Genomic DNA, 13,824 nt, shown 5'->3' with positions numbered 1-13,824 from the left:
CTCATTGCAAGTAGCTGATCGGCGATCCGTCCGCAGGATTGGTCATTATCCCCATGGGTACGCCGTAGATACGCTCCAGGGTCTCGCCGCGCATCAACTCGGCCGGGTTGCCTTGCGCCAGCAGGCGACCACTGTGCAGGGCCAACATGTGATCGCAATAGCGCGCAGCCATATTGACGTCGTGCAGCACCACCAGCACGCCCAGGCCCAACTCACGGCTGAGGTCGTGGACGCGTGAGAGCACCTCCACCTGGTGGGCGATGTCCAGCGCTGAGGTGGGTTCGTCGAGCAACAGGTAACGGGTGTTCTGCGCCAGCAACATGGCCAGCCAGACGCGCTGGCGCTCCCCTCCGGACAGATGGTCGACCAGACGATCGGCAAAGATGCCGGTATCGGTCAGGTCCATGGCGCGTTGGATGTGCGTGCGGTCTTCACTACCCAGACGGCCAAGGGCGCCGTGCCAGGGATAGCGGCCGAAACCTACCAGCTCACGCACGGTAAGCCCCTCGGTCTGTGGCAACTGCTGAGGCAAGTAGGCCACCTGGCGGGCGAAGTCGCGCTGGCCCCAGTTTGCCAGCGGCTTGCCGTCGAGCAGTATATGGCCGCCGCTGGGTGCCTGTTGGCGAGCGAGTAACTTGATCAGGGTGGATTTGCCGGAGCCGTTGTGGCCGATCAGACCGACCATGCGTCCGGCATCGATGTGCAGGTTCAGGGGATGCAGCAGTGTGCGTTCAGGAATGCTGTAACTGACGCTTTGCAATTCGAACATGAAGCCGTCCGCGGTAGGTTGCGAAAGGCGTCAATCTAATTCAAACGCTAATCGTTATCAATTTTCCCTTTGTCGGTGCCAGGTGTGGCACCAGCCGAAATACAGAAGGCCTGCACGCGCAAGCCTTCTATCTGTCGTTTCAGCCCTGGCGCTTTTCCTGCGCCATGCACGCCGCAGCGGTGAACAGTGCATCGGTGGAGGAGTTCAGTGCGGTCTCTGCCGAGTCCTGGACGATGCCGATGATGAAGCCGATGGCGACGACCTGCATGGCCACGTCATTGGGGATGCCGAACAGGCTGCAGGCCAGCGGGATCAGCAGCAGCGAGCCGCCGGCCACGCCCGAGGCGCCGCAGGCGCTGATCGAGGCCAGCACGCTGAGCAGCAGGGCGGTGGGCAGGTCCACCGCGATGTTCAGCGTATGCACGGCGGCCAGGGTCAGCACGCTGATGGTGATGGCGGCACCAGCCATATTGATGGTGGCGCCCAGCGGGATGGACACCGAGTAGGTTTCTTCGTGCAGGCCCAGGCGCTGGCACAGTTGCAGGTTGACCGGAATGTTCGCCGCCGAGCTGCGGGTGAAGAAGGCGGTCAGGCCGCTTTCGCGCAGGCAGGTGAAGACCAGCGGATAGGGGTTGCGGCGGATCTTCCAGTACACCAGCACCGGGTTGACCACCAGGGCGACCAGGAGCATGCAGCCGACCAGCACCACCAGCAGGTGCAGGTAGCCGAGCAGGGCGTCGAAACCGGATTCGGCCAGGGTCGCGGCCACCAGGCCGAAGATGCCCAGCGGGGCCAGGCGGATGACCAGCTTGACGATGGCGGTGACGCCGTTGGACAGGTCCCCCAGCAGTTGCTTGCTGCCGGCGCTGGCATGGCGGAAGGCGAAGCCCAGGCCGATGGCCCAGGCCAGGATGCCGATGAAGTTACCCCTGAGCAGCGCATTGACCGGGTTGTCGACCAGGTTCATCAGCAGGGTCTTGAGGACTTCGCCGATCCCGCCGGGAGGCGACAGTTCGGCGGCCTGACTGCTCAGCACCAGTGCCGAGGGGAAGGCGAAGCTGGCGACGACGGCCACCAGTGCGGCGCTGAAGGTGCCGAGCAGGTACATCAGCAGAATCGGGCGGATGTGGGTCTGCTGACCGTGCTGGTGGTTGGCGATGGAGGCCATCACCAGGATGAACACCAGGATCGGCGCCACTGCTTTCAGCGCGGAGACGAAGACATTGCCGATGAAGCCGACGGACAGCGCAGCCTGGGGAGCGACATAGGCAAGGGCGATGCCTGCCAGCAGGCCGATGACGATCTGCGTCACCAGGCTGATGCGGTTGAGAAGCTGCAGGGCAGGGTGGAGGGCTTGGGACATCGGGTGGTCTCTGGTTGCTGGGCACGCTGCTCGAGCAGGGCGCCGGGGCGAGAGGACTTTCAGCCAGGGCCGAAAAAATAGCGCGCGACTCTAGCACAGCCTTCATGGGCTTCTAGCCAGGGCGGTCGATCTCGGCGACGGAGTGCAAGGCGGTGTCGCATCTCGATAAGCTTGCACTGCTTGAAATATTGAACATGCGATGCGTATTTTGTACGTCTCGCCGCCCCTCGGGCGGTATTCGCGTCATTCAAGGACAATAAAGATGAGCACTGCCAACTGCCGCCCACTGGAAACCCTTCTGCAGGGGATCGATGAGATCGACTGCGTCACCCCCGACCTCAACGGGGTACCGCGCGGCAAGGTGATGACCGCCAGTGGCTTCCTCGAAGGCCGTCGCCTGCAGCTCGCTCGCGGCGTGTTGCTGCAGTGCATCATGGGCGGCTACCCGGCGGCGCGCTTCTACGGCAGCGATGACGGCGACCTGCTGCTCAATGCCGAGCCGAGCCAGATCCACCGCCTGCCCTGGAGCGAGCCGCCGCGCGCGTTGGCGATCTGCGACGCGGACGAGCTGGACGGGCGCAGTTCCGGGCTGTCCACCCGTGGCCTGCTCAAGCGCGTGCTGGCGCGCTATGCCGAGCAGGGCTGGCAACCCGTCGTGGCCACCGAACTGGAGTTCTTCGTCTTCGCTGGCAACCCCGATCCGCAGCAGCCATTCCTGCCGCCGCTGGGGCTCGATGGCCGCCGTGAGGATGGTGGCGCGGCGTTCAGCGTCAGTTCCAGCAATGGCCTGCGGCCGTTCTTCGCCGATGTCTACCGCTGCATGGAGGCGCTCGGCCTGCCGCGCGATACCTTCATGCACGAGATGGGCGTGAGCCAGTTCGAGATCAACCTGCTGCACGGCGATGCGCTGCAGCTGGCCGACCAGACCTTCCTGTTCAAGCATCTGCTCAAGGAGGTCGGCTTCAAGCATGGTTTGTCCGTGGTGTGCATGGCCAAACCCCTGGCGCACACCCCCGGCAGCTCCATGCACATCCACCAGAGCGTGGTGGAGCAGGGCAGTGGCCGCAACATCTTCAGCGCCGACAATGGCGAGGCGACAGCGGCCTTCTATCACTTCATCGCTGGCCAGCAGGCCGCGTTGGCGGATTTCACCCTGCTGTTCGCGCCGCATGTGAACTCCTATCAGCGCCTGTGCCACCCCTATGCCTCACCGAACAATGCCTGCTGGTCGGCGGACAACCGCGCGGCGGGGCTGCGCATTCCCGCCAGTGCGCCGGTGGCGCGACGGGTGGAAAATCGCCTGCCTGGCGCCGATGCCAACCCTTACCTGGCCCTCGCTGCCAGCCTTGCCGCCGGCTTGCATGGCCTGGAGCGCGAGCTGCAGCCAAGCCCGGCGATTCAGGGGGAGTTCGAGGTGCCAGAAGAATTGACGCTACCCTGTACCATGCACGCCGCCATCGAGCGTCTGAAACGAAGCGAGCTGGCAATCGAACTGTTCGGTGCGGAATTCATCGAAGGCTACATCGCCAGCAAGACCATGGAGCTGACCAGCTTCTACGATGAAATAACGCCCTGGGAGCGTCGTGTTCTGGCTGGCCAGGCCTGACGCTGTTTTTGCCTACCCGCGTACAAGGAGCTTTATCCGTCAATGCGACTGATCTGGAAGTCATTCCGTTCGCTGTACTTCGCCACGCTGCTGATGCTGCTGGGTTCCGGTCTGCTCAGTACCTACCTGGCCCTGCGCCTGGCCGACACGGTGGATGGTCTGTGGGTCGGGGCGTTGATGGCGGCCAACTATTTCGGCCTGGTGCTGGGGGGCAAGCTCGGCCACCGACTGATCGGCCGGGTCGGGCACATTCGGGCCTACGTGGCCTGCGCCGGGGTGGTCACCGCGGCGGTGCTGGGGCATGGCCTGGTGGAGTGGCTGCCGTTCTGGCTGTTCCTGCGCATGCTGGTGGGCCTGGGCATGATGTGCCAGTACATGGTGATCGAGAGCTGGCTGAACGAGCAGGCCGATGCCAAGCAGCGCGGCCTGGTGTTCAGCGGCTACATGGCAGCGTCCTACATGGGGCTGATTCTCGGACAGCTGACGCTGGTGGTGCATCCGACGCTGGGGCTGGAGCTGCTGATGCTGGTCGCTCTCTGCTTCGCTCTGTGCCTGGTGCCGGTTGCGCTGACCCGGCGCCTGCACCCGGCGCCGCTGCATCCGGCACCGCTGGAGCTGCGCTTCTTCCTGGACCGGGTGCCGTTGTCGCTGACGACCATTTCGGTGGCCGGGCTGCTGATCGGCTCCTTCTATGGCCTCGCGCCGCTGTATGCCACGCGCATGGGGCTCTCCACCGAGCAGGTGGGTCTGTTCATGGGCAGCTGCATTCTGGCCGGGCTGCTGGTGCAGTGGCCGCTGGGCTGGTTGTCCGACCGGCGTGACCGGGTGCGCCTGATTCGAGGCTGTGCGGTGTTTCTGCTGCTGGCCGCGCTGCCACTGGCGGCGTTGCCGCAGGTGTTCCTCGGCTTGCTGATCGGCGTTGGTTTTCTGGTCAGCCTGATGCAGTTCAGCCTGTATCCGTTGGCGGTGGCGCTGGCCAACGACCACGTGGAACCGGAGCGCCGGGTCTCGCTGACCGCGATGCTGCTGGTCACCTTCGGCGTCGGCGCCTGCATCGGACCCCTGCTGGCGGGCGTGCTGATGCGTTTCTACGGGGCCAACATGCTCTACGTGTTCGTCTGCTTCTGCGCGCTGATCCTGATCTGGCGCATTCGTCCCGAGGTGGTCACCCATCTGCACCAGGTCGACGATGCGCCGCTGCAGCACATGGCCATGCCGGGCAACGTCACCAGCTCACCGCTGGTTGCCGCGCTCGATCCGCGCGTCGACGAGCAGACGGTGCAGGAACAGATGCAGCAGGAGCCGGCTCCTGAGGCGCCAGGCGAGAACGAGGAGAAGGGCGAGCGTGCCGGGCAGTAGCCTGCGTCCCGGCAGCGGCTCTCGCGGGATTCAGAAGGGGCCGTCGCCTTCGGTGCGACGCGCCTCGCGCTGCAACTGATAGACGAAGCGCTCGACTTGACGTTGCTCCAGGCCGCTCATGCGGTAGAAGCGCGTGCCGACGAAAGTCATGTCGAGCTTTTCGTCGTACTGCACATGGCGCAATTCCACTGCGCAGGTCATCGAGCCGAACGGCAGCTGCGCGGTCAGGCGCTCATGCACCTGGCCGTTGCTCAGTTGCTCGCTCAGGTTGCCTGCGAAACGCAGCTTGCAGCCTGTCGCTGAGATGTCCAGCAGGTGGCCGGGCAGCGCATCGCGCAGCTTGTCGCCGGTCAGTACGACCTTGACCTGGTCGCTCTGCTTCAGCTGGGCGCGGAAGGCGCTGCGGCGCTGGTGATAGATGACTTCCAGCGGCAGCGGTGCCCAGTAGCACGGCGCACCTTCGAGTTCGCCCAGCTGCACGTCATGCTCGCAGCTCCAGGCTACGCGCACGCCATCGCGAAAGGCTTCGACGTTGAAGGATTCGCCCTGCTTGAGGAAGCGCTCGCCGTCGGTCGGGATGATTTCGTCCAGGGCCATGCGCGCGCGGTCGCGGTCGACCTCGACGAGATAGCTCTGGAAACGCTGGCCACGTCCTTTGAACTGGATGACCAGAGGATCATGGTTCTGCTGCAATTGACGTAAGGTGGCAATGATCTCTGCGGATGTCTTGAGCACCTTGGGCGGCTGGGGGCCGCTCTCGTCGTGGAACGCGCTGGACACAGTTCGGAACTCTCCGAGTCATGGACTACAACGGCACTAGCATACTGGCGAAGTGCCTGCATGTCCCTGTGCTTTTATTGTTGGTGTGATTCGCTCAAGCCTGGCTGAGCGGTCTCTGCTGCGCGATTTTAGCGGCACTGCCTCGGCTGTCATAGAGCCCGGGCGTTTCCCCGCCACGCAGAATGCCGAGGATGTTGCCGACCGACGCCTGGTTGGCGCGGATCAGTCGGCCGTTGCGCGTGTTGCCATCCTGGCAGCGTTGCAGCAGCTTGGACAGCTCTTCGCTGCGCGCCAGCAACTGATCACCGACGGCGGACTGGGCGGCCAGCGTGGCGAGCCCCTGGCGGTCCGCGCTCAGGTTGGCGCTCAGCAGCAGGCGACTGCGCTCGTTGCCATGCTGCTGGAGGAGTGCGAGAAGCGGTTGCTTGTCACCGAGCAGGCGGTCGAGGCGGGCGAGATCGCGGTCGGTCAGGGCCTGGAATTCGTTATCGATCAGCTCAAGCAACTGCTCGGCCGTGCCGATATCGTGGGAGAACAGGTCTAGCAGGGCGGTGTCTTGCATGGCGGGCTCTTGGGGGTCGGGCGTCCAACACCCCCAGCGCAGCCCTGGGACTAGCGCTGGGATTCGAAGTCGAGCAGTTTCTGGGCGACGCGTTTGCTGTCGACCTGATAGCTGCCGTCAGCGATGGCCTGTTTCAGCTGGGCCACGCGCTCCTTGTTGACGATGGGCTGATCGCGCAGCTTCTCGCCGATTGCTTGCAGCTGCTGAGCCTCGCGACTCAGTTGCACGGGTTCGCCGCTCTTGGCGTCGGTTTGTCCATCGCTACCGGTGACAGGCGCTTTGCTCGGCTGTGCCGATTCACTGCGATTGCCAGCCTGAGTCGCGCCGGTACGTCCCGTGGTAGCGGACGTATTGGCATTATTCAGCCGGTTGAAATCGATGACCATGATGCAGAACCTCGGACGATATGGTGGACGCTTGCCATGCTTTTCGGCCACTGCCGAGAAAACTTTAGGACTAATTTCATCGCGTCGTCGAACAGTGTAGGGAATCGCCTGACCTTTACGCTACAAGAAACGTGCCTACATGGCGACCTCGACCTGGCCCGGACCCACGACCCGGGCCCGGATGACCCGCTGCGAGCGCAGGTTGCGGATGTTGATCTGTTCGCCAGGAGCCCCGTCCGTCAGGGCTTCGCCGGGCATGCGCACGCTGAAATTGGCGCCGACGGCGTTGATCACGACCTGGTCGCCGCGACGAATCACTTCCGCCGCCTCCAAGTGGCTGGGCGCAATGACCTGATTGGCATTGAGCTGGCGCGTCAATTTCTTGCCGACGACCTGCGCCGGATCCGTCAGGTAGCCCTGCGAAAGCTGGCCGATATCGCGCTCGGCCATGCTCAGGTCGGAAGCCTTGACTATGCTTAGGCGCTTGAGGGGGCGGGTGAGTACGGCGACATGGCGGTACAGGCGCACTTCGGCGGGAACGAACACGGTCCAGGGAGCGCTGCCGTCGCAGCGCACACGGGTGGTGACCCGGCCCAGGGGCTGTGCCGGACTCTCGAGCGTGGTCGTCAGCGGAACGTCGCACAGTGCCAGGCGCAGGCGAGGATCGAGGCGATTCACACGAATCTCATGGCGGCCGTGGATTTCGCTACGCTGTAGATAATTGGTGACCGCTTCCTCAAGAAAGGTCTCGGTGGCGCCGATAAGTTGTTCAGCACTGGTAAAGCTGGCCGCCGCCGTAGCGCTATAGCCGAGGATCGGCAAAGCGAGTACAACGGGCAAAAGAGTAAGGCACTTTGCCAGTAGCTGACGGAATGATGACGTTGTCTGCTTCATGAGCAATGCAAAGCAAGCCCCGTGCCGCCTGCTAGGCTCAACGGGGAGAGCGTTACTAGACGAGAAGGAGTCCGGGCATGGCCGGGTTGATGGATTCGGTTAACCAGCGAACTCAGTTGGTGGGACAGAACCGCTTGGAGTTGTTGCTTTTTCGCCTGGAAGGCCCGCAGCTATACGGTATCAACGTATTCAAGGTGAAAGAGGTCCTGCAGTGTCCGAACCTCACCATCATGCCCAAGTCCAGCCCGGTGGTGCGCGGGGTGGCCAACATTCGTGGCGGCACCATCCCGATTCTCGATCTGTCGATCGCCACCGGTCGGGCGCCGCTGAGTGATCTGAAAACCAGTTTCGTGATCATCACCGAGTACAACACCAAGGTTCAGGGCTTTCTGGTGCGTTCGGTCGAGCGCATCGTCAACATGAACTGGGAAGAGATCCATCCACCACCCAAGGGCACTGGCCGCGATCATTACCTGACGGCGGTCACGCGGATGGATCAGCAGTTGGTGGAAATCATCGACGTCGAGAAGATCCTCGCCGAGGTCGCGCCCACGTCGGAAGCGATTTCTGAGGGCGTCATCGACGAACAGGTGCAGAGCCAGGCGGTGACCAAGCACGTCCTGATCGTCGATGACTCCTCCGTGGCGCGCAAGCAGGTTTCCCGCTGCCTGCAGACCGTGGGTGTCGAGGTCACCGCGCTGAACGATGGCCGTGAGGCACTCGACTACCTCAAGAAAATGGTGGACGAAGGCCGCAATCCCGATAAGGAACTGCTGATGCTGATTTCCGATATCGAGATGCCGGAAATGGACGGCTATACACTGACCACGGAGATTCGCAGCGACCCGCGCATGCAGAAGTTGCATATCCTCCTGCATACTTCGCTCTCGGGCGTGTTCAATCAGGCAATGGTGAAGAAGGTCGGCGCTGACGATTTCCTCGCCAAGTTCAAGCCGGATGATCTGGCGGCGCGCGTGGTCGATCGCATTCGTGTGTCGGATGAGGGCTAAGAGAACGTCTCTTGGCAAACATTATGGTTGGTGAGGCTGCATTAGTGTCTTCGGGTAATTTGGATTTCGAGCAGTTCCGGACTTTCCTGGAAAAGGCCTGCGGTATCCTGCTTGGCAGCAACAAGCAGTACCTGGTCTCCAGCCGTCTGAACAAGCTGATGGAACAGAACGGCATCAAGACCCTGGGTGAACTGGTGCAGCGCATGCAGAGCCAGCCCCGGGGCGGATTGCGTGAGCAGGTGGTCGATGCCATGACCACCAACGAAACCCTGTGGTTTCGTGACACCTATCCGTTCGAGGTGCTCAAGAGCCGGGTACTGCCTGAGCTGATCAAGGCCTACCCGTCGCAGCGGCTGCGCATCTGGTCGGCGGCCTGTTCGTCCGGCCAGGAGCCGTATTCGCTGTCGATGTCCATCGACGAGTTCGAGCGGACCAACCTGGGGCAACTCAAGGCCGGTGTGCAGATCGTGGCCACGGACCTGTCCCCGTCGATGCTGAGCAACTGCAAGTCCGGCGAGTACGACAGTCTGGCCATGGGCCGGGGGTTGTCGCAGGAACGCCTGCAGCGCTTCTTCGACCCCAGGGGACCTGGACGCTGGCAGGTCAAGGCGCCGATCAAGAACCGGGTCGAGTTCCGTCCGCTCAACCTGCTGGACAGCTACGCCGCGCTGGGCAAGTTCGACATCGTGTTCTGCCGCAACGTGCTGATCTACTTCTCGGCGGAGGTGAAGAAGGACATCCTCACGCGCATCCATGCGACCCTGAAGCCCGGTGGCTACCTGTTCCTCGGGGCGTCCGAGGCGCTCAACGGCCTGCCGGACAAGTACCAGATGGTGCAGTGCAGCCCGGGGATCATCTACAAGGCCAAGTAGCCGCGACGCCGGTCGGGTATGTCAGCAACGGGAGGCCATGTGCCTCCCGTTGGCGTTTTCGGCACCCGCGCAGCGGCAATGTGCAGCGGCAACGTATGCCCGCATGGCATTGCCGCCTGGTTGCCCGTAGGCGGTAAAGCTTTGCCGCTTTGCCGCTTTCGCTTCTCTGGAATTTGTCTAACTCATTGATTTGCAAGGGTTAAACAAGTTGGCACAGGCTTTGCTGAATAGCTCGCAACGGTAACCAGATCGCCCCAGTGGCAAAGGTTCAGAGCATGAGCATCAATTTCGGCAAGGCACTCGGTATCCACGAACAGGCGCTCGCGTTCCGCGCTCAGCGCGCCGAGGTGCTGTCCAACAACATCGCCAACGCCGACACGCCGAACTACAAGGCGCGCGATCTGGACTTCGCCAGCGTGCTCGCCGAGCAGAATGCCAAGCAGCAGCGCGGCAATGTCAGCCTGGCGCGCACCGATGGCCGTCATATCGCGGCTGACGGCGTGGCCATGGGCGAGGCCGAGCTGCCTTACCGCACGCCGTTCCATGCCTCTCTGGACCAGAACACCGTCGACCTGCAGATCGAGCAATCGAACTACGCGGAAAACTCGGTGCAGTTTCAGGCCAGCTTCACCTTCCTCAACAGCAAGTTCAAAGGGCTGACCGCGGCCCTGCGCGGCGAATAAGGAGCGCGACCATGTCTCTTGCCAGTGTCTTCAATATCGCCGGAACCGGTATGAGCGCCCAGAGCACTCGGCTGAACACCATTTCCAGCAACATCGCCAACGCCGAGACCGTCTCCTCGAGCATCGATCAGACCTATCGGGCCCGTCATCCGGTATTCGCCACGGTGTTCCAGCAGGCGCAGGACGGGGATCGCGGCTCGCTGTTCGCCGAGCAGGACGACGCCGGCCGTGGTGTCCAGGTGCTCGGTGTGATTGAGGACCAGAGCAGCCTGATGCCGCGTTACGAGCCGGACCATCCGATGGCCAACGCCGATGGTTACGTCTACTACCCGAACGTCAATGTGGTCGAGGAGATGGCTGACATGATTTCCGCCAGTCGCGCCTTCCAGACCAACGTGGAAATGATGAATACCGCCAAGCAGATGCTGCAGCGTGTGCTGACCCTCGGTCAGTAACGTATTTGAAGGGGACTAGGGATGAGCACAGTAAGCGGCACGAGTTCGGTACTCGACCAGTATCAGATCAAGCAGGACACCACGCAGAACAAGGAGCTCGGCAAGAACGAGTTCCTCAACCTGCTGGTGGCCCAGTTGAACAACCAGAACCCGCTGGAGCCGCAGGGCAACGGCGAGTTCATCGCCCAGCTGGCACAGTTCAGCCAGGTGGAGGGTATCGAGAAGCTCAACACCAGCATGGAGTCGCTGCTCTCCGGCTACCAGTCGTCGCAGGCGCTGCAGGCCTCCTCGCTGGTCGGACGCAAGGTGATCATCCCCAGCGAGAAAGCCGTCGTCGATACCAGTGAGAGCTTCAAGGCGACCGCCGTTCTGCCGGTCAGCAGCAGCAACGTCTACGTCAACGTCTACGACAACGCCGGTTCGCTGGTGTCGCGCGTCAACCTCGGCGAGCAGGCTGCCGGCAACGTCAGCTTCATCTGGGACGGCAAGGATTCCAACGGCAACCTGATGCCGCCAGGGACCTACAAGTTCGAGGCGCAGGCCACGTATGGCTCGGAAACCAAGGGGCTGTACACCATGTTGCCGGCCAACGTCGACAGCGTGACGCTGGGTGGCGGCGAGCTGATGCTCAACCTCGCCGGCCTCGGCAGTGTTCCGCTTTCGCAAGTGCAGGTCATCGGCCAGTAATTATTGCCGCCGGCAGTTCCGGCAAAGGAGTCTTCCATGTCTTTCAATATCGGTCTCAGCGGTCTGCGGGCGGCAACCAGCGACCTCAATGTCACGGGCAACAACATCGCCAACGCCGGCACCGCGGGTTTCAAGCAGTCTCGCGCCGAGTTCGCCGATCTCTACGCCTCGTCGGTGCTCGGCACCGGCAAGAACCCGCAGGGCAGTGGCGTGCTGCTGGCCGACGTGGCGCAGCTGTTCAACCAGGGCAACATCAACTACACGCAGAACGCGCTGGACATGGCCATCAGCGGTAACGGCTTCTTCGTCACCAGCAACAACGGCGACATCAGCTATACCCGCGCGGGTTACTTCGGTACGGACCGTGACGGCTACATCGTCAACAACTTCGGTTATCGCCTGCAGGGTTACGGCGCCGACGAGAACGGCAATATCCTGCCGGTGCGCACCGACCTGCGCGTCAACGCCGGGCAGCAGGAGCCGAAGGCGACCACCACGGTCACGCAGACGGTCAACCTGAACTCCAATGCCGTGCGTCCGGTCAATGCCGGGACCATGGCGGCGCCGACCTTCGATCCGAGCGATTCGCAGTCCTTCAACTGGTCGACCTCCACCAACATCTACGACGCCCAGGGCAACGCCCACGTCATGAGCCAGTACTTCGTCAAGAACGAGGCACCGGCCAACAACGGCTGGGTCATGCACGTGTTGATCGACGGTGTGAACCCGCGCGACCCGAGCAGCACCCAGCCCTTCAGCTATGCGGTGAACTACGATGCCGCCGGGCAGCTGGCGACCCCGGCGCTGACGCCGCTGGCCAGTACGCCGGCGAATCCGGCCCTGGATGCGCCGGCGATTCCGGCGGGCACGCCGAACGGCATCTTCGCCCTGGCCGATACCGACTGGACGCCGGCGGAAGAGGACCCGGCCAACCCGGGCACGATGGTCGCCAACGGGGCCGACAGCGAGGCATTCACCTTCGACATGCGTGGTTCGACCCAGTACGCCGCGTCGTTCGGGGTCAATGCCGTCAGCCAGGATGGCTATACCACGGGTCAGCTTGCCGGGCTCGAAGTCGACGACACCGGCGTGATCTTCGCCCGCTACACCAATGGTCAGTCGAAGGTGCAGGGGCAGGTGCTGCTGGCCAACTTCGCCAACGTCCAGGGGCTGACGCCGGTGGGCAAGACGGCCTGGGTGCAGTCCTTCGAGTCGGGCGAGCCGGTGATCGGTACTCCGCGCAGCAGTACCCTCGGGGCTCTGGAAGCGGGGGCGCTGGAGGATTCCAACGTCGAGCTGTCGGACCAGTTGGTGAACCTCATCGTGGCGCAGCGTAACTACCAGGCGAACGCCAAGACCATCGAGACCGAGAGCGCCATCACCCAGACCATCATCAACCTGCGTTGATGGCGCTGACCTGAGATGAAGCGGCAAGCCAGGCTTGCCGCTTTGCCGTTCCGCAACCGGCAAAACCTCGCCGCCGCATGTCTTTCGGCGCTCTCTGCTTCTAGATAAATTCTTTTAAATCAGTGTCTTGCAATTGATTTATCCGTTTGGCACGGCGCTTGCTGTAAAGCATGCAAAGAGCCAAGGGCACGTCGCCCACTCGGAGAATTACCATGGACAAGATGCTGTACGTCTCCATGACCGGAGCGCAGAACAACACCCTGGGTCTGCGCGCCCATGCCAACAACCTGGCCAACGTGTCCACCTCGGGTTTCCGTCGTGATTTCGAGCAGGCGCGTTCGATGCCGCTGTTCGGCGACACCTACCCGGCGCGCGTGTTCGCGATGAGCGAGCGCCCGGCGACCGATTTCCGCCCGGGTTCGCTGCAGGAGACCGGGCGCGACCTCGATGTCGCCATCGGTGGCAAGGGTTGGGTCGCCGTGCAGGCCCCGGATGGCAGCGAGGCCTACGTCCGTACCGCCAGTCTGAATATCGATGCCCTCGGTGTGCTGCGCACCGGCAACGGCTTGCCGGTGATGGGCAATGCCGGGCCGATTGCCGTGCCGCCGGAGCAGAAGGTGGAGATCGGCCAGGACGGCACCATCAGCATTCGCGCCCTTGGCGAAAACCCCAACGTACTGGCCGAGGTCGACCGCATCAAGCTGGTCAATCCCGATCCGAAGAGCCTGGAGAAGGGCACCGACGGTCTGATCCGGGTCAAGGGCCAGCCCGAAGTAGAGGCCGATGCCACGGTGCAGCTCACCTCCGGCTTCCTCGAGGCGAGCAACGTCAATGCCGTCGAAGAGATGACGGCGATCCTGTCCCTGTCCCGTCAGTTCGAGCTGTCGGTGAAGATGATGCGTACCGCCGAAGACAATGCCTCGGCCATGGCGCGGGTTTTGCAGATTAGCTAATTACCAGTACGCGGCGCCGTAAAACCGGCGTCCGAGGA

At 62.9% G+C, this 13,824-nt stretch carries 15 protein-coding genes; 9 read left to right on the top strand and 6 right to left on the bottom strand.

The window, feature by feature from the left end; translation table 11 throughout:
- Nucleotide 1: 1 nt before the first annotated feature.
- Together E4487_RS16365 and sstT are read right to left on the bottom strand one after the other, a co-directional pair.
- Entirely contained in the window at nucleotides 2–769 is a 768-nt protein-coding gene (locus E4487_RS16365; protein ID WP_037050323.1) for an ATP-binding cassette domain-containing protein, read from the bottom strand.
- Nucleotides 770–908: 139 nt separating this feature from the next.
- A complete protein-coding gene (gene sstT, locus E4487_RS16360) occupies nucleotides 909–2,132 on the bottom strand; it encodes a serine/threonine transporter SstT (protein WP_175253855.1) in 1,224 nt (407 codons plus the stop codon).
- Between the two features lie 364 nt (nucleotides 2,133–2,496).
- Here sstT and E4487_RS16355 point away from each other — a divergent pair, with 364 nt between their 5' ends.
- Both E4487_RS16355 and E4487_RS16350 read left to right on the top strand, forming a co-directional pair.
- Complete coding sequence (locus E4487_RS16355) at nucleotides 2,497–3,738, top strand: glutamine synthetase family protein (protein ID WP_175253864.1); 1,242 nt, start codon at nucleotides 2,497–2,499, stop codon at nucleotides 3,736–3,738.
- A 42-nt stretch (nucleotides 3,739–3,780) separates the two neighbouring features.
- Nucleotides 3,781–5,097, top strand: a complete 1,317-nt coding sequence (locus tag E4487_RS16350; RefSeq protein WP_037050330.1) for an MFS transporter — start codon at nucleotides 3,781–3,783, stop codon at nucleotides 5,095–5,097.
- A gap of 30 nt (nucleotides 5,098–5,127) precedes the next feature.
- On the opposite strand, the gene E4487_RS16345 is transcribed toward E4487_RS16350, so the two are convergent.
- The 4 genes from E4487_RS16345 to flgA form a co-directional block, all read right to left on the bottom strand.
- Nucleotides 5,128–5,877: a flagellar brake protein gene (locus tag E4487_RS16345; RefSeq protein ID WP_175253854.1), complete on the bottom strand. Its 750-nt coding sequence runs from the start codon at nucleotides 5,875–5,877 to the stop codon at nucleotides 5,128–5,130.
- 94 nt (nucleotides 5,878–5,971) lie between these two features.
- Nucleotides 5,972–6,439 carry a flagella synthesis protein FlgN gene (locus tag E4487_RS16340; protein WP_175253853.1) on the bottom strand — a complete coding sequence of 156 codons (468 nt, stop codon included), beginning with the start codon at nucleotides 6,437–6,439 and terminating at the stop codon, nucleotides 5,972–5,974.
- A gap of 50 nt (nucleotides 6,440–6,489) precedes the next feature.
- On the bottom strand, nucleotides 6,490–6,825 hold the full coding sequence (gene flgM, locus E4487_RS16335) for a flagellar biosynthesis anti-sigma factor FlgM (RefSeq protein WP_037050337.1): 336 nt from the start codon (nucleotides 6,823–6,825) through the stop codon (nucleotides 6,490–6,492).
- 135 nt (nucleotides 6,826–6,960) lie between these two features.
- Complete coding sequence (flgA, locus tag E4487_RS16330; RefSeq protein WP_037050340.1) at nucleotides 6,961–7,719, bottom strand: flagellar basal body P-ring formation chaperone FlgA; 759 nt, start codon at nucleotides 7,717–7,719, stop codon at nucleotides 6,961–6,963.
- 77 nt (nucleotides 7,720–7,796) lie between these two features.
- Between flgA and E4487_RS16325 the strand changes: the two genes are divergently transcribed.
- From E4487_RS16325 to E4487_RS16295, 7 genes are all read left to right on the top strand, one after another.
- Nucleotides 7,797–8,729, top strand: a complete 933-nt coding sequence (locus E4487_RS16325; RefSeq protein WP_175253852.1) for a chemotaxis protein CheV — start codon at nucleotides 7,797–7,799, stop codon at nucleotides 8,727–8,729.
- Between the two features lie 44 nt (nucleotides 8,730–8,773).
- Complete coding sequence (gene cheR / locus E4487_RS16320; RefSeq protein WP_037050345.1) at nucleotides 8,774–9,601, top strand: protein-glutamate O-methyltransferase CheR; 828 nt, start codon at nucleotides 8,774–8,776, stop codon at nucleotides 9,599–9,601.
- Between the two features lie 275 nt (nucleotides 9,602–9,876).
- Nucleotides 9,877–10,284: a flagellar basal body rod protein FlgB gene (gene flgB, locus E4487_RS16315; RefSeq protein ID WP_175253851.1), complete on the top strand. Its 408-nt coding sequence runs from the start codon at nucleotides 9,877–9,879 to the stop codon at nucleotides 10,282–10,284.
- 11 nt (nucleotides 10,285–10,295) lie between these two features.
- Entirely contained in the window at nucleotides 10,296–10,739 is a 444-nt protein-coding gene (gene flgC / locus E4487_RS16310) for a flagellar basal body rod protein FlgC (RefSeq protein ID WP_037050350.1), read from the top strand.
- 21 nt (nucleotides 10,740–10,760) lie between these two features.
- Nucleotides 10,761–11,426 carry a flagellar hook assembly protein FlgD gene (gene flgD / locus E4487_RS16305; RefSeq protein ID WP_037050352.1) on the top strand — a complete coding sequence of 222 codons (666 nt, stop codon included), beginning with the start codon at nucleotides 10,761–10,763 and terminating at the stop codon, nucleotides 11,424–11,426.
- Nucleotides 11,427–11,462: 36 nt separating this feature from the next.
- Nucleotides 11,463–12,833, top strand: coding sequence for a flagellar hook protein FlgE (gene flgE, locus E4487_RS16300; RefSeq protein ID WP_037050355.1), 1,371 nt, complete (start codon nucleotides 11,463–11,465; stop codon nucleotides 12,831–12,833).
- A 212-nt stretch (nucleotides 12,834–13,045) separates the two neighbouring features.
- On the top strand, nucleotides 13,046–13,786 hold the full coding sequence (locus E4487_RS16295; RefSeq protein ID WP_037050356.1) for a flagellar basal body rod protein FlgF: 741 nt from the start codon (nucleotides 13,046–13,048) through the stop codon (nucleotides 13,784–13,786).
- The last annotated feature ends 38 nt before the right edge of the window (nucleotides 13,787–13,824 follow it).

The organism is Pseudomonas sp. BMW13, from assembly GCF_013357275.1.
Taxonomy (GTDB): Bacteria; Pseudomonadota; Gammaproteobacteria; order Pseudomonadales; family Pseudomonadaceae; genus Aquipseudomonas; species Aquipseudomonas khazarica.
This window is presented reverse-complemented; position numbering and strand designations above follow the sequence as displayed.

Bases quoted from the DNA above. Each gene is read 5' to 3' on its own strand.
- E4487_RS16365 (WP_037050323.1), bottom strand. From the start codon at position 769: ATGTTCGAATTGCAAAGCGTCAGTTACAGCATTCCTGAACGCACACTG.
- sstT (WP_175253855.1), bottom strand. From the start codon at position 2,132: ATGTCCCAAGCCCTCCACCCTGCCCTGCAGCTTCTCAACCGCATCAGC.
- E4487_RS16355 (WP_175253864.1), top strand. From the start codon at position 2,497: ATGACCGCCAGTGGCTTCCTCGAAGGCCGTCGCCTGCAGCTCGCTCGC.
- E4487_RS16350 (WP_037050330.1), top strand. From the start codon at position 3,781: ATGCGACTGATCTGGAAGTCATTCCGTTCGCTGTACTTCGCCACGCTG.
- E4487_RS16340 (WP_175253853.1), bottom strand. From the start codon at position 6,439: ATGCAAGACACCGCCCTGCTAGACCTGTTCTCCCACGATATCGGCACG.
- flgM (WP_037050337.1), bottom strand. From the start codon at position 6,825: ATGGTCATCGATTTCAACCGGCTGAATAATGCCAATACGTCCGCTACC.
- flgA (WP_037050340.1), bottom strand. From the start codon at position 7,719: ATGAAGCAGACAACGTCATCATTCCGTCAGCTACTGGCAAAGTGCCTT.
- E4487_RS16325 (WP_175253852.1), top strand. From the start codon at position 7,797: ATGGCCGGGTTGATGGATTCGGTTAACCAGCGAACTCAGTTGGTGGGA.
- flgB (WP_175253851.1), top strand. From the start codon at position 9,877: ATGAGCATCAATTTCGGCAAGGCACTCGGTATCCACGAACAGGCGCTC.
- flgC (WP_037050350.1), top strand. From the start codon at position 10,296: ATGTCTCTTGCCAGTGTCTTCAATATCGCCGGAACCGGTATGAGCGCC.
- flgD (WP_037050352.1), top strand. From the start codon at position 10,761: ATGAGCACAGTAAGCGGCACGAGTTCGGTACTCGACCAGTATCAGATC.
- flgE (WP_037050355.1), top strand. From the start codon at position 11,463: ATGTCTTTCAATATCGGTCTCAGCGGTCTGCGGGCGGCAACCAGCGAC.
- E4487_RS16295 (WP_037050356.1), top strand. From the start codon at position 13,046: ATGGACAAGATGCTGTACGTCTCCATGACCGGAGCGCAGAACAACACC.